The 18,966-nt window shown below is 63.9% G+C and carries 19 protein-coding genes and 1 tRNA gene; 7 read left to right on the forward strand and 13 right to left on the reverse strand.

The features are described from left to right. Positions 1 to 11 precede the first annotated feature (11 nt). Positions 12 to 1,193, reverse strand: coding sequence for a Gfo/Idh/MocA family protein (locus HMPREF3157_RS02855; protein WP_070435462.1), 1,182 nt, complete (start codon positions 1,191 to 1,193; stop codon positions 12 to 14). A gap of 364 nt (positions 1,194 to 1,557) precedes the next feature. Here HMPREF3157_RS02855 and HMPREF3157_RS10705 point away from each other — a divergent pair, with 364 nt between their 5' ends. Both HMPREF3157_RS10705 and HMPREF3157_RS10710 read left to right on the forward strand, forming a co-directional pair. Next, complete coding sequence (locus HMPREF3157_RS10705) at positions 1,558 to 2,511, forward strand: peptide MFS transporter (protein WP_246816495.1); 954 nt, start codon at positions 1,558 to 1,560, stop codon at positions 2,509 to 2,511. Further along, positions 2,508 to 3,140, forward strand: a complete 633-nt coding sequence (locus HMPREF3157_RS10710) for a POT-type proton-dependent oligopeptide transporter (protein WP_246816497.1) — start codon at positions 2,508 to 2,510, stop codon at positions 3,138 to 3,140. The genes HMPREF3157_RS10705 and HMPREF3157_RS10710 overlap by 4 nt, the downstream gene beginning before the upstream one ends. 83 nt (positions 3,141 to 3,223) lie before the next feature. On the opposite strand, the gene rplA is transcribed toward HMPREF3157_RS10710, so the two are convergent. The 5 genes from rplA to HMPREF3157_RS02885 form a co-directional block, all read right to left on the reverse strand. Further along, complete coding sequence (gene rplA / locus HMPREF3157_RS02865; protein ID WP_016664001.1) at positions 3,224 to 3,943, reverse strand: 50S ribosomal protein L1; 720 nt, start codon at positions 3,941 to 3,943, stop codon at positions 3,224 to 3,226. A 5-nt stretch (positions 3,944 to 3,948) separates the two neighbouring features. Further along, positions 3,949 to 4,380 carry a 50S ribosomal protein L11 gene (gene rplK, locus HMPREF3157_RS02870; RefSeq protein WP_016664000.1) on the reverse strand — a complete coding sequence of 144 codons (432 nt, stop codon included), beginning with the start codon at positions 4,378 to 4,380 and terminating at the stop codon, positions 3,949 to 3,951. 81 nt (positions 4,381 to 4,461) lie between these two features. Beyond that, complete coding sequence (gene nusG / locus HMPREF3157_RS02875) at positions 4,462 to 5,226, reverse strand: transcription termination/antitermination protein NusG (RefSeq protein WP_193433707.1); 765 nt, start codon at positions 5,224 to 5,226, stop codon at positions 4,462 to 4,464. A 28-nt stretch (positions 5,227 to 5,254) separates the two neighbouring features. Continuing rightward, a complete protein-coding gene (gene secE, locus HMPREF3157_RS02880) occupies positions 5,255 to 5,518 on the reverse strand; it encodes a preprotein translocase subunit SecE (protein ID WP_034372185.1) in 264 nt (87 codons plus the stop codon). A 71-nt stretch (positions 5,519 to 5,589) separates the two neighbouring features. Then, a tRNA-Trp gene (locus HMPREF3157_RS02885) sits at positions 5,590 to 5,662 on the reverse strand. Positions 5,663 to 5,868: 206 nt separating this feature from the next. On the opposite strand from HMPREF3157_RS02885, the gene HMPREF3157_RS02890 reads away from it, so the two are divergent. Beyond that, positions 5,869 to 7,092: a pyridoxal phosphate-dependent aminotransferase gene (locus tag HMPREF3157_RS02890; RefSeq protein ID WP_070435463.1), complete on the forward strand. Its 1,224-nt coding sequence runs from the start codon at positions 5,869 to 5,871 to the stop codon at positions 7,090 to 7,092. Between the two features lie 3 nt (positions 7,093 to 7,095). Continuing rightward, positions 7,096 to 8,142, forward strand: coding sequence for an adenosine deaminase (locus HMPREF3157_RS02895; protein ID WP_070435464.1), 1,047 nt, complete (start codon positions 7,096 to 7,098; stop codon positions 8,140 to 8,142). A 7-nt stretch (positions 8,143 to 8,149) separates the two neighbouring features. On the opposite strand, the gene galK is transcribed toward HMPREF3157_RS02895, so the two are convergent. Further along, positions 8,150 to 9,349: a galactokinase gene (galK, locus tag HMPREF3157_RS02900; protein WP_070435465.1), complete on the reverse strand. Its 1,200-nt coding sequence runs from the start codon at positions 9,347 to 9,349 to the stop codon at positions 8,150 to 8,152. A gap of 9 nt (positions 9,350 to 9,358) precedes the next feature. Further along, a complete protein-coding gene (locus tag HMPREF3157_RS02905) occupies positions 9,359 to 10,921 on the reverse strand; it encodes a threonine/serine exporter family protein (protein ID WP_070435466.1) in 1,563 nt (520 codons plus the stop codon). 50 nt (positions 10,922 to 10,971) lie between these two features. Here HMPREF3157_RS02905 and HMPREF3157_RS02910 point away from each other — a divergent pair, with 50 nt between their 5' ends. After that, on the forward strand, positions 10,972 to 11,619 hold the full coding sequence (locus HMPREF3157_RS02910) for a carbonic anhydrase (protein ID WP_070435467.1): 648 nt from the start codon (positions 10,972 to 10,974) through the stop codon (positions 11,617 to 11,619). A gap of 8 nt (positions 11,620 to 11,627) precedes the next feature. Here the strand turns inward: HMPREF3157_RS02910 and HMPREF3157_RS02915 are convergent, their stop codons facing one another. Further along, on the reverse strand, positions 11,628 to 11,915 hold the full coding sequence (locus HMPREF3157_RS02915; RefSeq protein WP_070435468.1) for a DUF3017 domain-containing protein: 288 nt from the start codon (positions 11,913 to 11,915) through the stop codon (positions 11,628 to 11,630). A gap of 103 nt (positions 11,916 to 12,018) precedes the next feature. Here HMPREF3157_RS02915 and HMPREF3157_RS02920 point away from each other — a divergent pair, with 103 nt between their 5' ends. Continuing rightward, complete coding sequence (locus tag HMPREF3157_RS02920; RefSeq protein ID WP_070435469.1) at positions 12,019 to 13,485, forward strand: aspartate ammonia-lyase; 1,467 nt, start codon at positions 12,019 to 12,021, stop codon at positions 13,483 to 13,485. Between the two features lie 24 nt (positions 13,486 to 13,509). Here the strand turns inward: HMPREF3157_RS02920 and ppk2 are convergent, their stop codons facing one another. The 3 genes from ppk2 to purN all read right to left on the reverse strand — a co-directional run bounded on the left by ppk2 (position 13,510) and on the right by purN (position 16,848). Next, positions 13,510 to 14,460, reverse strand: a complete 951-nt coding sequence (ppk2, locus tag HMPREF3157_RS02925; RefSeq protein WP_051120632.1) for a polyphosphate kinase 2 — start codon at positions 14,458 to 14,460, stop codon at positions 13,510 to 13,512. A 137-nt stretch (positions 14,461 to 14,597) separates the two neighbouring features. Next, positions 14,598 to 16,178 carry a bifunctional phosphoribosylaminoimidazolecarboxamide formyltransferase/IMP cyclohydrolase gene (gene purH / locus HMPREF3157_RS02930; protein ID WP_016663989.1) on the reverse strand — a complete coding sequence of 527 codons (1,581 nt, stop codon included), beginning with the start codon at positions 16,176 to 16,178 and terminating at the stop codon, positions 14,598 to 14,600. 94 nt (positions 16,179 to 16,272) lie between these two features. Next, the gene (gene purN / locus HMPREF3157_RS02935) at positions 16,273 to 16,848 is read right to left on the reverse strand and encodes a phosphoribosylglycinamide formyltransferase (RefSeq protein WP_016663988.1); all 576 of its coding nucleotides are present in this window, start codon (positions 16,846 to 16,848) and stop codon (positions 16,273 to 16,275) included. A gap of 75 nt (positions 16,849 to 16,923) precedes the next feature. On the opposite strand from purN, the gene HMPREF3157_RS02940 reads away from it, so the two are divergent. Next, positions 16,924 to 17,343 carry a hypothetical protein gene (locus HMPREF3157_RS02940; protein ID WP_141740596.1) on the forward strand — a complete coding sequence of 140 codons (420 nt, stop codon included), beginning with the start codon at positions 16,924 to 16,926 and terminating at the stop codon, positions 17,341 to 17,343. On the opposite strand, the gene HMPREF3157_RS02945 is transcribed toward HMPREF3157_RS02940, so the two are convergent. After that, positions 17,340 to 18,851: a cell division protein PerM gene (locus HMPREF3157_RS02945; protein ID WP_016663986.1), complete on the reverse strand. Its 1,512-nt coding sequence runs from the start codon at positions 18,849 to 18,851 to the stop codon at positions 17,340 to 17,342. The two genes, HMPREF3157_RS02940 and HMPREF3157_RS02945, sit on opposite strands and share 4 nt — an antisense overlap. Positions 18,852 to 18,966: the final 115 nt, after the last annotated feature.

Genomic DNA, 18,966 nt, shown 5'->3' on the forward strand with positions numbered 1-18,966 from the left:
GCGTCGTTCGGCTAGGCCTGCCCCGAGTCGAAATACTCGCGAATGTTCGCGGGCACGGGAGGAACCTCGAGCATCTGCCCACCCGCGCGGATCGAAAGAGCGCCGTACACGCCCGTGGCGACCGCCTCGCGCGCGGCAATCACCGACACATCCGTACGGCCACCGGTCCTCGCGAATTCGAGGAATTCATTGATGAGCCGTGGGTCAGCACCGCCGTGGCCGCCGTCGGCCCTCGCGATCACCTCCACCTGATCCGGGCGAGCGGCACCCGAGTGGCGTGAGTTCCACAGGTAGATCTGATCCCCGGCGTTGTCGCCCATGTTTTCGATCCGCCCTTCGTCGCCGATGACCGTATAGTTGCGCCAATAATCCGGGGTGAAATGGCACTGCTGGTACGAGGCATAGACGCCGTTGTCCAGCGTCATATGGAGCATCGAGATGTCCTCGACGTCGATGACAGGATTGAGTTCCCTCTGCTTCGAGGGCGGATAGACGTCCGCATCGAACCAGTCCCACATAATGCGATCGGAGTTATCGCGTCGGTCCTCGATGTCGCCGTAAACCTCGAGGCCGCCGATACCGGAAACCCGGCGGGTGTAGCCACCGGCGAGCCAGTGAATGACGTCGATGTCATGAGCGCCCTTCTGCAGCAAGAGCGAGAACGCGCGCGCACGCTCGGCGTGCCAATCCTTGAAGTAGAAGTCGCCGCCGGCCCCCACGAAATGCCGGCACCAAATGGCACGCACGCGACCGATTAACCCGGCATCAATCATGTCCTTCATCTGGCGGATCACCGGCATATGGCGCATGTTGTGGCCCACGTAAAGCCGCGTGCGCTTCTCGTAGGCGAGGCTCAACATCGCATCGGTGTCCTCGACAGAGATCGCCATGGGCTTTTCGGAAAACGTCGGTATACCCGCCCCGAGCGCTGTGAGTGCGATCGAGGCGTGTAGGTCGTCGGGCGCGAGGATCATGACCGCATCAACGTCGTGGCTGCCCAACAGATCCTCGACGGTGTTCACCGTGTGGACGTCCTCGCCGATGATCTCGCGTGCTTTCCTTTTGCCTCGCTCAGTGGGGTCCGCGACGACCGTGACGCGGGCTCCCTCTCCCGGTTTATGCGCGTGACGCGCCAGAGCGCCACGAGCGCCAAAACCCACTACTCCTACTCGTAGATCGGCGTTCTGAGTCAACGAGATCCCCTTTCAACAGCGGTGCAAGCGCAGCCTTCACTGGGCGACCAGGCGACGCACCGATCACGTGGCCTTGGCCACTAACAGTACCCAATCAGACGACGCGAGCTCAGCAACCGCGGCGTGACAAACGGGCGTCCCTTCGATAACTGTCGTGCCCTAGGTCCCTACATCTCTTACCGATCCGGGCAACCGGATTACGCATAAAATTACGTCTCCTGCACCCGTCTCCTGAGCCTGCGGGCGTCCCGTTCGTCTGATGTCATGGGTGTGGCGCATATCCCGCGCAGCCCGGCCACACACCGTGCGCCGGTTGGCACCCGCGATACGCGATTGATAGGAACGACACAGCAAGGATTTATCGATGACGACCAATCCGACCGCACAAGATTCAGCGGTATACAAGTACCGGCCCACGAAACTACGCACGGGTCCCTCCAAGAACGATAAGTCCTTCATCGGTCACCCTGGCGGCCTACCCTGGATGCTCCAGGTCGAAATGTGGGAGCGCTTTAGCTGGTTCGGCATGCGCGCGATCCTGCTGTACTTCCTCACCGATGTCGCTGCTAACCAGGGTCTCGGTCTTTCGGATACCGCGGGACAGGTCATCGTGTCCGCCTACGGCGCCGCGGTGCTCCTCATGACAATCCCGGGCGGCATCATCGCCGATCGCATCCTCGGGCCGTGGATCTCCGGGCTTATCGGCGGGTCGGTCATCATGCTCGGCCACGTGCTGCTGGCATTCCCTGCCGCGATCACGTCGTGGTCGGGCCTGATCTGCATTGCGATCGGTACCGGCCTCATCAAGCCGAACCTCGCGACGATCGTGGGCGGCCTCTACGATGAGGACGACCCGAGGCGCGATGCGGGCTTCCAGTACTTCTACATGTCGGTGAACGTCGGCTCGCTCGTTGCCCCGCTGATCGTGGGCTTCCTGCGCGGCCACTTCGGCTACCACGTCGGCTTCCTCGCAGCTGCCGTCGGCATGGCGCTTGCACTCGTGTCGTTCTTCTACGGCCGCCACAAGCTCGGCGAGTTCGCCTACCGTATCCCGAACCCGCTCCAGAAGGGCGAAGGCGCGCGTCTCGCCCTCGGCGGCCTCGGCATCGTCGTCGTCGCGACGCTCCTGGTGCTCGGTTTCAATGCCCTGCTCGGCGAGCTTCACTCGGCGATCGCCTACTCGCTGTTCACCTTCGCTCTGATCATGAGCGCCTACTACTTCCTCACGATGTTCAAGAGTCCGAAGGTCACCGCACAGGAGCGCACGCACCTTGGCGCGTTCCTGCCCCTTTGGGTCGGCAGGTTCTGTTCGTCGTGATCTTCGAGCAGGCTGCCGGCAAGATGGCCTTCTTTGCCGAGAACAACACGGACCGCACGATCGGCGCACTGAACCTCTCCCCCGAGGTTTACCAGTCCATCAACCCCGCCGCGGTGCTCTTACTCTCGCCGGTGATCGCGTGGATCTTCACACGCCGCAAGGGCAAGTTCCCGAACACGGCCGCAAAGTTCGCACTTTCTCTCGTCATCATCGCGCTGTCGGCATTGCTCATGGGCTACGGCTTCGGAACGTGGCCGGGTGCGGGCATGCTCGCCCCGTTCTGGTACCTGGGCCTCGTGTTCGTCGTGCAGACGGTTGCCGAGCTGTGCATGAACCCCGTGGGCCTCTCGGTGACGACCAAGCTCGCACCGAAGCAGTTTGCCTCGCAAACCATGACCCTTTGGTACCTTGCGCCGAGCGTCGGCATGGGTCTCACGTCGGTGATTATCGACCAGGTGAAGAGGGCAAACCTCGGTGACGCCGTGTACTACTACGGCCTCGGTGCCGTGACCGTCGTCGTGGCGATCATTATGTTCTTGATTGCCCCCTGGGTGCAGTCGAAGATGGACGACGTCGATCAGCGCGAGCTCAGTGGAGCGCGTGAGGTTGGCGTGAAGGTCGCGAAGTAATCGCACCCTCCTATACGAGAGTGGGCCCCGCGCATTGCGCGGGGCCCACTCTTTTATGCTGTGCTCTCCGGGAGCTTCGAGGCTCAGGCCTCGTCGGTCTCCTCGGTGAGGTTGCGCGTACGGTTCACGTCGATCGGAACACCGGGACCGAAGGTCGTGGACATCGTGACCTTCGAGATGTAGCGGCCCTTCGAGCTCGCCGGCTTGAGGCGCAGGATCTCCTCGAGAGCTGCAACGTAGTTCTCCACGAGCTGCTTCTCGGTGAACGAGGCCTTGCCGATGATGAAGTGAAGGTTGGCAGCACGGTCAACGCGGAAGTCGATCTTGCCGCCCTTGATGTCGCTGACAGCCTTCGCGGTGTCCATCGTGACGGTGCCGGTCTTGGGGTTCGGCATGAGGCCACGGGGACCGAGCACGCGGCCAAGGCGGCCCACCTTACCCATGAGGTTCGGGGTTGCCACGGCGGTGTCGAAGTCGGTCCAGCCGCCTGCAACTTTCTCGATGAGGTCGTCGTCGCCGACCTCGTCGGCGCCTGCGGCGCGTGCTGCCTCGGCCTGGGGGCCGGTCGCGAACACGATGACGCGGGCGGTCTTACCGGTGCCGTGCGGGAGGTTGACGGTGCCGCGCACCATCTGGTCCGCCTTGCGGGGGTCAACGCTCAGGCGCATGGCGACCTCAACGGTCGAGTCGGTCTTCTTGGAACCGGACTTCTTGACGATGCGCACGGCATCGAGGGGCGCGTAGTGGCGACCTTCCTCAATGAGTGCGGCGGCGTCCTGGAATGCCTTTGATTTCTTTGCCATTTGGATCAGCCCTCCACCGTGATGCCCATGGAACGCGCGGTTCCAGCCACGATCTTCGCGGCGGCGTCAATATCGTTTGCGTTGAGATCGGGCATCTTGGTCTGCGCGATCTCCTTGACCTGCTCCATGGTCACCTTGCCCACCTTCTGGGTGTGGGGCACGGGTGAGCCCTTGTCAAGGCCTGCGGCCTTGAGGAGGAGGCGTGCAGCGGGCGGAGTCTTGGTGATGAACGTGAACGAGCGATCCTCGTACACGGTGATCTCAACCGGGACGATGTTGCCGCGCTGGCTTTCGGTGGCGGCGTTGTAGGCCTTGGTGAACTCAACGATGTTCACACCGGCGGCACCGAGTGCCGGGCCGATCGGCGGAGCAGGCGTCGCCTGTCCAGCCTGGATCTGGAGCTTGATAATGCTCGCGACCTTTTTCTTGGGAGCCATTGCTCTTCCTTCTTGTCGTGGTTCGGGCGGATACCGTTCGGCACCCTCCCACTACGGTCCCGCGAGTGCGGGCGGGCGTTTTCAGATCTTGGCGACCTGCTCGAAGCCCAACTCGAGCGGGGTCTCGCGGCCGAAGATCGACACGAGAACCCGAAGTTTCTGGTTGGTGTTGTCGATGTCCGCGATCGTGGCGGGCATCGTTTCGAAGGGGCCGTCCATGACGGTGACGGACTCGCCCACCTCGAACGCCGGGATGGCCTTTTCCTTGGCCTTGGAAGAAGAGGACTTCTTCTTCTCGGGGAGGTTGACCGACGGCGCCAACAGAGAGTAAATCTCATCGAACGAGAGAGGTACAGGATCGGTGCTGTTTCCCACAAAGCCGGTCACGCCCGGGGTGTCACGCACCACTCGCCACGAAGCTTCGGTGAGATCCATGCGCACGTACACGTAGCCGGGAATGCGCACGCGGCGCACGATCTTCTTTTGACCGTTCTTGACCTCGGTCGCATCCTCCATGGGCACCTCGACCTGGAAGATGTAATCCTCCATGTCCTGCGTTTCGGTGCGCGTGAGCAGCTGGGTCTTCACACGATTTTCGTGACCCGAGTAGGAGTGGATGACGTACCACTCGCCGGGTGCGGAACGCAGGTGACGCTTGAGGGCCACAACCGGATCCTCAACCGCGCTCTCCGAGTTTTCGTCGAGAACGACGGGGGCCTCTGCGCCCTCGGCTTCCTCCGCGGGCGCTGCGTTTTCGGGAGCTTCGCCGCTCTCGGGGGCGTCGGCCACTTCCGGGGTGGTGTCGAGGGCCTCGTTTGCGAGGTCGTCGTGCATATCTTCTGCCACGAGTATCGTTTCCTTACTCTCGAAAATCTCAGTGCGCCGTGAACAGTGCGCGCGTGAGCGAGCCGAACACGAAGTCCATGCCGAACACGAGAAGGATCATGAACACGACGAACGCGACAACCGCAATCGTGTAGGTGACCATTTCGCGACCGGTCGGCGTGACAACCTTGCGCAGTTCCGTGAAAACCTGCTGGAGGAAGATCCAGCACGCCTTGAAGGGGTTCTTCGTGCCGATGGTCGACTCTTGCTCGAAGTCGCCACGAGTGGGGTCGGTCTCGGGGTGAACGCTCATCGTTTTCCTTCTCCATCTCGACGTCGGCAACGTGTCGATCGGGCGCTGGGGATTACCGCTTAAAGAAAAAGCAGGGCAGACAGGACTCGAACCTGCAACCTACGGTTTTGGAGACCGTTGCGCTACCAATTGCGCCACTGCCCTGTGCTTCACGAGCACTGCCCGAGGAGCGAAGCCCTCAAAAAGGGCCAGATACGATCATAGGGCAATTGAACGCCGCGGTCTAGTCACGAGGGCCCTTATCGCGATTGTGTGACGCACTCGGCTTGAATCAGGCGCTAGCGTCCTTTGCGGGCGCGTGACGCACGGGTTTCACGCGACGCTCTGCTTTTTCTGACAAGATCGAATCTATGAGCTTCGATGACTCCACCTCCACACCGCACGAACGGCGCCTTTCTGCGCGCCTCACATCGATCGCTGAGTCGGCCACTCTCGCCGTTGACGCGAAGGCGAAGGCTCTCGCCGCGCAAGGAGAAGACGTCATAGGCTTCGGCGCTGGCGAGCCGGATTTCCCCACGCCCGAACACATCGTCGAAGCTGCGATCGCCGCCGCTCGCGATCCAAAGAATCACCGCTACTCCCCCGCGACCGGCCTTCCAGAGCTCAAGGAGGCGATCGCGCACCAGACCTTTGAGAGCGACCGCGTTCGCGTCGATGCCTCACGCATCATCGTCACCAACGGCGGGAAGCAGGCCGTATACGAAGCACTCGCAGCGCTCCTCGATCCGGGCGATGAAGCCATCCTGCCAGCGCCCTACTGGACAACGTATCCGGAGGCAGTTCGGCTTGCGGGCGGAGTTCCCGTCGCCGTGCGCGCGGGCGCCGACCAGGGCTATATCCCCTCGATCGAGCAGCTCGAGGCCGCCCGCACGCCGCGTTCGAAGGTCGTGCTGCTGTGTTCACCGTCGAACCCTACGGGGGCGGTCATGAGCCGCGCTCAGGTGGAAGAGTTCGGGCGTTGGGCACTCGAGACCGATCTGTGGGTGCTCTCCGATGAGATTTACCAGCACCTTGTCTATGACGGCGCGACGTTCCATTCGATCCTTGACGTGGTGCCCGAGCTCGAGGATCGCACGATCCTCGTCAACGGCGTCGCCAAGACGTTCGCCATGACCGGCTGGCGCGTCGGCTGGTTGATCGCTCCGCCGGACATCGCCCAGGGCGTTGCGCGGCTCCAAAGCCACCTGACCTCGAACGTCAACAACGTTGCCCAGCGCGCCGCCATCGCCGCGCTGACGGGCCCCACCGAACCGCTCGACACAATGCGTGAAGCGTTCGATCGGCGACGCCGCACGATGGTCGACATGCTCAGCGAGATCGAAGGTCTCACGCTGCCGACTCCTCGCGGGGCGTTCTACGCCTTCCCCGATGTCACGGGCCTTCTGGGGCGCGAGATCGACGGCACGCGCGTCACCACGTCGGCCGAACTCGCCGCACTCATCCTCGAGCGCGCCAAGGTTGCACTCGTGCCCGGGGAGGCTTTCGATGCGCCGGGTCACCTCCGCCTCAGCTATGCGCTTTCCGACGTAGACCTGGCGAAGGGCGTTTCTCGACTTCAGAAAGTGCTCGGCTAGGCCATGGCAACCGTCGGAAACCCACACCCCAATCGCGAAGGCACGCGAGACCTGCGCGCGCTGCCCAAGGCGCACCTGCACCTGCACTTCACGGGCTCGATGCGTCACGACACGTTGCAAGAACTCGCGGCCGCACAGAACTTGCGGTTGCCGCGCACGCTCACGGAACAGACCGCGCTCAAGGTCGAGCCGAGCGCGCGCGGCTGGTTCCGCTTCCAGCGCTTCTACGACGCCGCACGCACCGTCGTCAACAGCGAGACGATTATGCGCCGCCTCCTTCGCGAGGCCGCCGAGGATGATCTCGCCGAGGGCTCCGTACGGCTCGAGCTGCAAATCGATCCCACGAGTTACGCACCGTTCGTGGGCGGCATCACCCCCGCAATCGAGATCATCGTGGACGAAGCCCGCGCGATCGAGCGCGACCTCGGAATCTCCATGGGGATCATCGTCGCGGCGAGCCGCATGCGCCACCCGCTCGATGCCCGCATCCTCGCCCGCCTTGCCGTCAAGCATGCGGGGACCGTGATCGGATTCGGTCTGTCCAACGACGAGCGGCGCGGGGATACGAGTGCGTTTGCGGGGGCGTTCAGAATTGCCCACAACGGGGGCCTCGCCGCGATGCCCCACGGCGGCGAGCTCCTCGGCCCGCCGCACATCCACGAGGTCGTCGAGGCGTTGAGGCCCACCCGCCTCGGCCACGGCGTGCGCGCGATCGAGGATCCTCGACTGCTCGACACACTCGTGGAGCGCGACATTGCCCTCGAAGTGTGCCCGGCGTCGAACGTTTCCCTCGGCGTGTATGGCGATATCGGCGATGTGCCCGTACCGCAGCTCGCACGCTCCGGTGCCACGATCGCCCTCGGCGCGGACGACCCGCTCCTTTTCGGTTCGCGCCTTCTCGCCCAATACGAAGCCGTGCGCGCAATGGGCATGAGCGACCGAGAAATCGCCGACCTCGCCGCCGGATCAATCCGCGCCTCGCGCATGAGCGACGCGCACAAGGCAGCGCAGCTCGAACGCGTGCGCGAGTGGTACGAAGGCGCGGCTTGAGCGCGTCTTAGCGGTCTCGGCCCGCGCCGCGGCTCGGCGTTGCGAGGAAGAACGCCGGGGCGGTGAACGAGTGCTCGGCGAATGCGCGTGCCACCGCGCCCGCGACGGCCTCCACCCTGTCCGCATCGACGAGAGCGATCACGCTCCCGCCAAAGCCGCCGCCGGTCATGCGCGCACCGTGCGCCCCCGCCGCGCGCGCTGCATCGACGGCGACGTCGAGCTCGGGAACGGTGACCTCGTAATCGTCGCGTAGTGAATCGTGCGAGGCGTTGAGCAGGCCGGCAATCTTCTCGAGGTTGTCGCGGATCGAGCCCGCCTCGAGCGCCGCGGCAAATTCGCGCACGCGCTCGATCTCGTGAATTATGTGGCGGCTACGCTTTTGCACAACGGGATCGGTAAGGCCCTCGCACGCATCCAAAGCCCGCTCGAATGGCACGTCGCGCAGACTGTCCACGCCGAGCGCACGCGCCCCCGCCTCCGCTTGCGCCCTGCGCTCCGCGTACTCGCCACCCACGAGGCTGTGAGGAGCTCGCGTATCGATAATGAGCAGCTCGAGACTCTGTCCCGCGAGATCCCACGGGACCGACGTCGTCGAAAAGTCTCGGCAATCGAGTACGATGGCGTGCCCTTCCTCGCACAGGATCGAGGCCGACTGATCGAGCCCGCCGGTTGCCGCACCAGCGAACTGCGTTTCCGCCTTGATCGCCGCGCGAATACGGTCGTGGGGAGTAGTCCCGAGCTCGCACAGCTCATCGATCGCGGCCGCGACCGCGCATTCGAGGGCTGCGCTCGAGCTGAGGCCGGCGCCGAGGGGAACGTAGCCGTCGATCAAGAGGTCGAAGCCGCACGGCGTTTCGTCCTCGAAGTGTTCCGCGAACGCCCACACGACCCCCGCGACGTATGAAGCCCAGCCTTCGACGGCCCCCGGGGCGAGAGTCGCAACGGGCGCCTCGACCGTCTCGCCTGACTGCACGGACCGCATCCGCACGACGCCCGCGTCAGTGCGGCGTGCCGCGACGAAGCAGCGATGCGAGATCGCCATCGGGACGCACAACCCCTGCTGATAATCGACGTGCTCACCGATGATATTCACTCGGCCGGGCGCAGAAAACACGCCTTCCGGATCGCCGCCAAAGGCCTCGCGAAACTCGCGAGCAGCCTTGTCGATTGCCTCAACGTCACGGGGAGCAGCATGCAGTTCAGTCATGCCTCAAGTCTAGAGGTGCCTGACGCTACTCATGTCCTCATCTGCGCTCTCGTCGGAGCGGATGGCCGGCATCTCGACGTCTTCGGGGTCCATTTCAACAATCTCGAATCCCGATTCGCGCACTTCCGGCTGGAGGTTGTCGACGTCCTCGCGCCATTCCGGGCCGGCCTCAAGATCGATCGTGGGGTCGAGTTCACCGGGATCGAGGTGAACGACTGGAATCGCCGTGGTGAGAGCGCCCGGCTTACGGCGACGCCTAAAGGTCACCATGCGGCGGCGCCGATTCGTGCTAAACGGCTGTGAAATTGCCGGCACGCGCACGCGCCCGCTCGCAAGGAGCGTCACCGCGCGGCTCGCAACGAGCTCACCGAGGATCACGCCCGCCGAAATCGCAATAGCGATCTCGCACGCCAGCAAGAGATAGCCGGCACCCGTATTGCTTCCGTCGCTCAGTCCCAGGAGGCCTCGATAAATAACCGAGCCAGGCACCATCGTGATGATCGCGGGCGCGATGAGGATGTTCACGTATGCCTTTGCGTGTTGCGAAATGGCGACCGCGAACACCCCCGTGAAGAACGCGGTAATGCCGGTAGCCCACGCGCGCTCGAGACCCGCTACCTCGATGAGGAACGATGTCGTTGCCGTGAAGCCCGGCAGGAGCGTCACCCAGTGCAAAAGCCGCGGCGGGACTTGAAAACCTACGGCGAAACCGAGCCCGATAAGCGCTCCCGCAATCGCCACGAGGAGCGTCGAAATCAGGGTGGCTGGAATCGTCGACGTGATCGAGATGTCCGCGCCGACCCACTCGGCGATGAGCATGCCGCCACGAATACCGATGACAGCGCCCACGGTCAGCATGAACGTCTCGAGCACTCGCCCCGCGGCAGTCACGTACCATCCCGTGATCGCATCCTGCATCGCCCCGACCGACGTCGAGCCCGCAAGCACCATGACGAGACACGCGACAACGACGAGCGACGAATTCGCCGTCGGGTCCAGCCAGTTCACGACGAGGGAAATGAGCACCACGATGAATCCCCCCGCGATTTGCGCATAAAACACGGGAAGCCGCAGCTTGTCGAACAGAATGTAGACCTGCCACAACACGCCCGCCGCGAAAGCCGCAAAGGCTGTCACGAGAATCCCCGCGCCGAAGAACATCGCGCACGCGCCACCCATGAGCACCCACGCGAGGGTAGTCACGATCGGGCCGTAATACCGCTTCATTGAGCGCACGCGATCAACCGCGAGGAGCGCCTCGTGAAGATCCATCTCGCCCTTCACGTATTTCGTGGTGATCTCATCGACGCGGTCGAGCTTCGTGAAGTCGTACGTGTAGCCGCCCGCGGTGCTGATGCGCGTGAACGGTGCCGACTGCGTGTCCGGGTAGTAGGAGACCGACACTTCCGTGAGAGTCGTCTGCACCGACACATTTCGAATGCCGGAGGAGGCCGTCACGCGTAGCATTGTCGCGGTCACGTCGGCCGCCGCGGCACCGTTGGAAATCATGACCTCGCCAATGCGCATGGCGAGTTCGAATACCTGGTGCAGACGGGTCAGGGAAGTGCTCACACTCATATCGTGGCACACGCTCGCAGGCCGCGCACGGAAAGGATCAGCGAATGACACACATCCCGATCGACGCTCGCGCTGCACTCGCACGCCTGCGCGAAGGCAACGCTCGATTTGCGAGCGGAACGACCCGTCACCCGAATAGCGACGAGGATCGACGCCTCGACCTGTCCTCGGGTCAAGCACCGTTCGCGGCGGTCCTCGCGTGCGCCGATTCGCGCGTCCCGCCCGAGATCGTGTTCGACTGCGGGCTCGGCGATCTCTTTGTCGTGCGTTCCGCTGGACAGATGGTGGAAAACGCCGTCCTTGCGTCGCTGGAATTCGCGGTGCATAAGCTCGCTGTTCCGTTGATCCTCGTCCTCGGCCACGACAACTGCGGGGCTGTCGCCGCGGCCGAATCCCTCATGGAAGAGCGCGCCAGCGGAACGTCGCTCGCCCTCCTCCCGGGACACCTCAATGCGCTTGCCGAGCAGATTTCGCGGCGTTTGGGATCCGACGCTCGCCGCGCCACCGTCGGAGACCCTCCCCTTTCCGGGGCAGACGCGCCCACGGACGCCGCTGCCGTGAATGCCGCCGCAGCGAAAACGGAAGTGTGCGTGCGTTCCCCGCTCATACGCGCGGCGCACGAGTCGGGCGAGCTCGCGCTTGCCCACGCGATGTACACCCTCGATACGGGGCGCGTCGACTTCGGCGACTAATCCACCGCTCAGAGACCGGGGCTCGAAGAAAGCGCGCAAACGAGAACGGCGAGGATGAGAATCGTCGCGACATCGATCGACCTGCGCCTCACCACGAGCGCTCCGAGAGCATCCACGGGCAGGATGAGCCGCACCACGGCGAGAGCAAACAGCAGCGCCGAGAGCGCGTATCCGGCGGTCGGGACAGAAAAAAAGACCCCGATCGGTAGCACCACGAAAAAAACAATGCCCAGCGTCACCAGCAAAAGTCGCTGGCGGTGCACGGCGGCGCCGAGGGAATAGGGCGATCGATTCACACAACCATCGTAGCCCGACGTGGTTACGCTAGTGGTGTCGCACCCCGTGCAACGCAACGACGCACTACCGCTACCAACCCACCACAAGGACGTGAACCACGATATGACCGCCGTGCGCATCGAGCATGACCTCCTCGGAGACCGCGAGGTACCAGCCGACGCCCTCTACGGGGTCCAAACCCTCAGGGCGCTCGAGAACTTTCGCATTTCCGATTTCCGCCTGAACCACTTCCCCTCGCTCGTCACGGCACTCGCGTATGTCAAGCACGCGGCGGCCCGCACCAACCAGCGACTCGGCGGCCTCGAAAAGACCAAGGCCGATGCGATCGCCCAGGCTTGCACCGAGATCGAAAACGGAGAGCATCACGAGCATTTCGTCGTCGACCTCATCCAGGGCGGTGCGGGCACGAGCACCAACATGAACGCCAACGAGGTCATCGCGAACCGCGGCCTCGAAATCCTCGGTCACGAACGGGGCGAGTACGAATACCTCCACCCGAACAACGACGTGAACTTCGGGCAGTCCACCAACGACGTCTACCCAACGGCGGTGCGCCTCGCGATCCTCTTGAGCTTCCCCGATCTTGCCGACGCGATGCAGGGCCTGATCGAGGCCCTGCGAGCCAAAGGTGACGAGTTCGAGCACGTGCTCAAAATGGGGCGCACGCAAATGCAGGACGCTGTCCCGATGACCGTGGGGCAGGAGTTCCACGCATGGGCGACGACAGTGAGCGAGGACGTCGAGCGTCTCACGCGAACCGCCCGATTCTTCCGGGAAATCAACATGGGTGCGACCGCGATCGGCACGGGCATTACGACCGACCCGAAGTATGCCTCGCTCGTCGTTGAGGAGCTCACGCGGATCACGGGAACAGAGTTCACCCTCGCCGCCGACCTCGTGGAGGCCACGAGCGACACGGGCGCGTTCGTCACCTTTTCGGGCGTGCTCAAGCGGATCGCGGTCAAAGTCTCGAAGATCTGCAACGACCTGCGTCTGCTCTCCTCCGGCCCCCGCGCAGGTTTCAATGAGATCGACCTTCCCGCGGTCCAGCCGGGCAGCTCCATCATGCCGGGCAAGGTCAATCCCGTGATCCCGGAGGTCGTCAATCAAGTGGCCTTCCAGGTGATCGGAAACGACCTCACGGTCACGCTCGCCGCTGAAAGCGGACAGCTTCAGCTCAATGCCTTCGAGCCGGTGATCGCCTACAACATCCTCACTTCAACCCGCATCATGACCCGAGCAATGCGCACACTGACGACGCGCTGCATCGAGGGCATCACCGTGAACGAGGACGTTCTCGCGGGCAACCTCGAGCGCTCGATCGGGATTGTCACGGCGCTCGTGCCCGTAATCGGCTACTCGGCGTCCTCGGAAATTGCCTCGCAGGCCCTCCACACGGGCAAGTCGGTGCGCGATATCGTACTCGAGCGCGGCCTCGTGAGCGAGGGGCACCTCGATGAGATCCTGACGCCGGCTCGCATGACCCAGCCGTACAGGGCAACCGCAACGGGGGCGATCCCCGCGCTCGACAGTTCTGACCCGATCGCCCAGGACGACCTCGAGCTCTAGCTCGGGCCGCCCCCGCTTAGCGGGCTATTCGTCGGCCTCTTCGTTCTTGCCGCGCATCACGAGCAGCGGATCGGGCGTGCCGACGACCTCGTGGTCCTTCCCCTCGTATTCAAACTGCGAGAGGAAGTACTTCATCGCGTTGATGCGAGCGCGCTTCTTGTCGTTCGAGCGGATGATCGTCCACGGCGCATACTTCTTGTCGGTGCGGCGGAACATTTCTTCCTTTGCCGCACCGTACGCTTCCCAGCGGTCGAGCGATTCGAGGTCCATGGGCGAAAGCTTCCATTGGCGGACCGGATCGAGCTGGCGGATCGCGAAGCGGGTGCGCTGCTCCTTTTGCGAAACCGAGAACCAGAACTTCGTGACGTGGATACCAGAGTCGACGAGCATGCGCTCGAAGTGCGGCACCTGGTTCATGAAGGTTTCGTACTCCTCATCGCTCGCGAAGCCCATGACGCGCTCGACACCGGCACGGTTGTACCACGAGCGGTCGAACAGCACCATCTCGCCTTCGGTCGGCAGATGCTCGACGTAGCGCTGGAAGTACCACTGGCCCTTCTCTCGCTCGGTCGGCTTGTTGAGGGCGACGACGCGCGCCATGCGCGGGTTGAGGTGTTCGGTGAAGCGCTTGATCGTACCGCCCTTACCGGCAGCATCGCGCCCCTCAAAAATGATGATCGCTTTCTTCTTCGCGTCCTCGAGCCAGTACTGGAGCTTGAGCAGCTCGACCTGAAGGAAATACTTCTCGCGCTCGTACTCGTCGCGCTCCATGCGTGTCTCGTAGGGGTAGCCCTCCTGCCACGTGTACACGGGGTTGCCATGCGGGTCGATCAGGTCAGGATCGGGCGAGTGGCCATCGGCAACGGTATAGCCGAGTTCGCGAAGGTGCTCGATAAATTCGCGAAGGTTGCTGCTGTGCGGCAGTTCGCCGTTGAGATCGAGTTCGGGCACGGGGGCTTTCTTGCCTTTTTTCATCGCTCGTCTTTCGCTCGTGGGGGCGGGGATTGGGGTCTCAGGGCTGGGATCGACTGGCGCCGGGGCGGGGTCGATGGAAGGTTCCGACGGCTGCTCTGCTTCGGTGCGCTTGCCAAAAATCCGCGCGATAAAGGCGATCAGTGCGCGAAGTGGCGAGTTCCCGTCATGTACATGGTGATTCCCGCGCTCTTGCATGCCTCGATCACCTCCTTATCGCGGATCGACCCTCCGGGCTGCACGATGGCGCTCACGCCCGCGTCGATGAGTTGTTCAGGGCCGTCAGCGAAGGGGAAGAAAGCGTCGGAAGCCGCCACCGCACCGCGTGCGCGCTCCTCGCCCTCGCCGCCGAGGGTGTTGGCGCGCTCCACCGCAAGGCGGCACGCGTCAACGCGGTTCACCTGACCCATGCCTACGCCCACGGCCGCGCCATCTTTCGCGAGCAGGATCGCGTTAGAACGGGGGGCCCGCACGGCGCGCCACGCGAAGGCGAGGTCGGCGAGGGTTGCGGCCGAGGCCGGCTCACCGCACACGAGCTCCCAGTTCGCGGGGTCGTCGCCCGGTGCCTGGTAGCGGTCGGGCTCCTGGTAGAGCACGCCGCCCCAAATCTCGCGGCCGTCGAGGGTGGAATCAGTGCGGGGCGCACCGGAGATCTCGAGGATGCGCAGGTTTTTCTTCGCTTTGAGAGCGTCGAGTGCGCCGTCCTCGTAGCCGGGGGCGACGATGACCTCGGTGAAGACCTCGCTGACGCGCTGTGCCATGTCGAGGCTCACGGGGCGGTTCGCGGCGATCACGCCACCGAAGGCGGATACCGGGTCGGTTGCGTGGGCCTTCGTGTAGGCATCGGCGATGTCGGCATCTTCGGAGGCGATGGCAATGCCGCACGGGTTGTTGTGCTTGATGATCGCGACGCACGGCTCGGGGTGGTCGAAGGCAGCGCGCAGCGCGGCATCGGCATCGACATAGTTGTTGTAGCTCATCGCCTTGCCGCCAAGCGGTTCCGCCTCGGCGAGGGTCGTCGAATCCTCGAACAGCGAACGGCTCGAATCAAGGAAGGCCTTCTGATGCGAGTTTTCGCCGTAGCGAAGCGGCGTGAGGTCCTCGTCTTCAGGATCGACGCCGAGGGCTTCGTCGGCACGGTCCGCCATCCACTCCTCGATAGCGGCGTCGTATTCGGCGATGCGCGAGAAGGCGTCTGCGGCCAGAACGAGGCGTTCTTCGCGTGTGAAGCCACCGTCGGCGACGGCTCCTTCGACCAGGTCGTACTGTTCGATGCTTGTCACCACGGCGCACGTGGAGAAGTTCTTTGCGGCACTGCGCACCATTGCGGGGCCGCCAATGTCGATCTTTTCGACGATGTCGTCGAACGATGCGCCGCTCGCGACGGTGTCCTCGAAGGGATAGAGGTTGCACACGAGCAGGTCGATCGGGGCGATCGCATGCTCCTCGAGCGCGGCGACGTGCGAAGGCTTGTTGCGGTCGGCGAGAAGACCACCGTGGATCTTCGGGTGGAGGGTTTTCACGCGGCCGTCGAGAATTTCGGGAAAGCCCGTCACGTTCTCCACGGCCGTCACGGGGATTCCTGCCTCGGCGATCGCCTTCGCGGTGGAGCCGGTCGAAACGATCTCGACGCCGTTCGCATGGAGACCGGTCGCGAGCTCGATGAGACCAGTCTTGTCGTATACAGAGACCAGGGCGCGCGTGACGGCACGCTTGGACATGCGGGGCTCCTTCGTCGTGGTGTGATTGGGCGATTTGCCCTTTAAACCTATCGCGTTCGCGTGAACGCGATGTGACGTTGAGCTGTCGCGGCGTTTATTCGTTGCGGGCTCGGCGGGCGATGACGTCCACGAGCATCTCGCGTTCGATGACCTTGATCCGCTCGTGAAGCTCTTCTTCGCTTTCACCCGGCCGAATGGTGAGGGCACGCTGATCGATGATTGCGCCGGTATCGACCCCTTCATCGACGTCGATGACCGTCGCACCCGTCACCTTCACGCCGTAGTTGAGGGCGTCGCGCACCCCGTGGGCGCCCGGGAAAGCGGGAAGGAGCGCCGGGTGAGTGTTGATGATGCGCCCCCGGAAGGCTTCGAGCATGGGGGCTCCGAGCAGACGCATGAACCCCGCGAGCACGACGAGGTCGGGGGCGTAATGTGCGGTGCAGTCGACGAGTGCGCGGTTCCAGTCCTCGCGCGTGGAGTAATCGGCGAGCGGAACAACGTGCGCGGGAATCCCGCGATCGCGCGCGAAGCTCAACCCGGGGGCGTCGACGTCGGCGATGACGGCGGCGACCTTCACGCCAGCAAGCGCCCCTTTCTCGATTGCTTCAAGGATCGCTCGAAGATTGCTCCCCGTTCCGGAAATGAACACGACGCACGTGAAATCGTTCATGTCTTAACAGTAGCGGGGCCCGTGCCTGGGGCGCGTGTAGGTTTCGGTAGGCGCCCATGCGGCACAATGGAATTCGTGACTTCCGAACCGAACCACCCTCAACAGGACCAGCCAGCCTTTACCCCCGAGCGTCAGCAAGCGTTCTCTCGTGCACTCCTGCTTGCCGCGACGTGCATGATCCTCGCGTGGGGTGCGACTCTCCTGCCCCTACCCTTTAGCCTGCTCGCGGGCCCCGCGGGCATCGGCGCCCTCGTGTTCCTCGTGCGCCTTTTGATTGTGGCGTGGCCGACGCCAGCCCGGCGTTCAGCGAGTGTCACGGCAGCCTTCGGGATCCCCGCCTCAATCGTGGTCATCGGTCTCGCGCTTGTTTCGCTCGTGTTTTACGGCCCGATGACCCAGTACCAGGAGTGCCTCGATTCCGCGCTCACCAACGCGGCAGTGTCATCGTGCGGCAAGGACCTGCCGGGCGCGATCCTCGAGTGGCTGCACCTCTAGTCTGACTCGCGCAAAGGGGAGGGTGCGCTCTGCGCCTCGCCGCCCTCGTCTGCGTCGCTCACTGCGCGCTCGGGTTTCTCCTCACGCTCGAGCGTGTCTTCAACGGCGTCAGCCTTGATGCCCTCACCGCCCGAGTCCACGCTCCTCTCGGAGCCTTCGCTCGATGAGTCCGCCACGCTCTCGGCGGCGTCACTCTCACCGCGTTCCGCGCCCTCATCTTTCGATTCGGCTTCTTCAACCCGTGCGCGAAGAGCGGCCGCTCCCTCCCTCACGCGGGCACGCCCCGCGCGGAACTGCGAGAAAACCCAGGTGTCGAGACCCGTTTGGCTCCATCCCGCAATGAGAGCGGCAGGCACGGACACGAGAAGTGCCACGGGAAGCACGAGAGTCGTGAGCCGCGGGCCCACGTGCGCGAGTTGAGCCGTGCCGATTGTCCCGCTTCCGAGCAAAAACAGCACCGCGAGAACGATCAGGGCGCCGATCGCGTACGTGAGCCAGGACGTGACCTTTGCGCGAACGTCGAAGTCACGGGTCTGACGGGCAAGGACTACAGCGGCGGCGATCGAGGCGAAGATCGGTATCAGAAGAAAGGCCCACACCCACGGCGAAAAGTGGCCCGGCTCAGGGACCGCGCCGAGAATCGGGAACGCGGGCAGTACCCCCGTCAGCGATCCCTCGAACGACGTGTGCGTGTGAGGGCCGAGCGTTACCGTCCCCGCGCTCACGAACGCCACCATCCACACGAGCATGGTGGGGAAGAAGGCAAGGGCCGCAAGCACGAGCGCAACCGTGCCAAAAAAATCCGGTTCGAGGCCCCGATGAAGGTGAATAATCGCGTCACGGCGAATCACCATCCACACCGTTAGGGCAACTGTCGCGCCGCCGAAAAGTCCAAGTACGAGCACGCCGATCGAGCGCAGCGCCGCTGCGTACTTCTCCGGCACGAGCGCGAGCAGCCCCACGCGCGGCGCCGTCCCGCTCTTGCGCCGCACGAGCGACGCCATGAGGCCGGCAGCACCGGCGATCACCGAAAGCGCGAGTGCACTCACGCCAGCGCTCACCGTCACGGGCTGAACGCCCGGAGTGCGGGCAAGCAGAGAGGCAACTGTCGCCATAAGCGCGTACGAAATTCCAAAGCCCGCAAGGATCAGCCCGAGCGCCGTGAGCGCACCGCGTTTGAGAGCTCCCGAGGTCTCCGTGAGTGTCAATGAGCGACCAGTGCGCAGCATCGTCGCGCCACACACGAGCGCGAACACGAGCGTCAGCCCAAGCGGCGGGAGTACCACCGTGCCATCGATCCCCACATCCTTAAGCGACAGCGCGCCACCATGACCGAGCACGACGAGGCACAGCGACACAATCACGGCATCGAGCGTGCTCGCCTGGGTAAGGGTGTTGAAGCCATGCGCAACGAGCACCGGGACGGCGACGATCGAAAGGTTGATCGTGAAAGCGATTGCGGCGGCCGTGACTCCGAGGAAGATTGGGGTCGCGTCATTTCGCCTCATCGCGGCCCCTGGCTGGTCGTAGAAACCGCGGTAGGTGCGAGAGCAAAACAAACGGTGCGCAATAATGTGGACATCATGCCCATCTTATTAGCCCCTGACGCCCATCCCCCGGTAG

The sequence above is a fragment of the Dermabacter sp. HMSC06F07 genome (assembly GCF_001807345.1).
In the GTDB taxonomy this organism is placed as follows: domain Bacteria; phylum Actinomycetota; class Actinomycetes; order Actinomycetales; family Dermabacteraceae; genus Dermabacter; species Dermabacter hominis.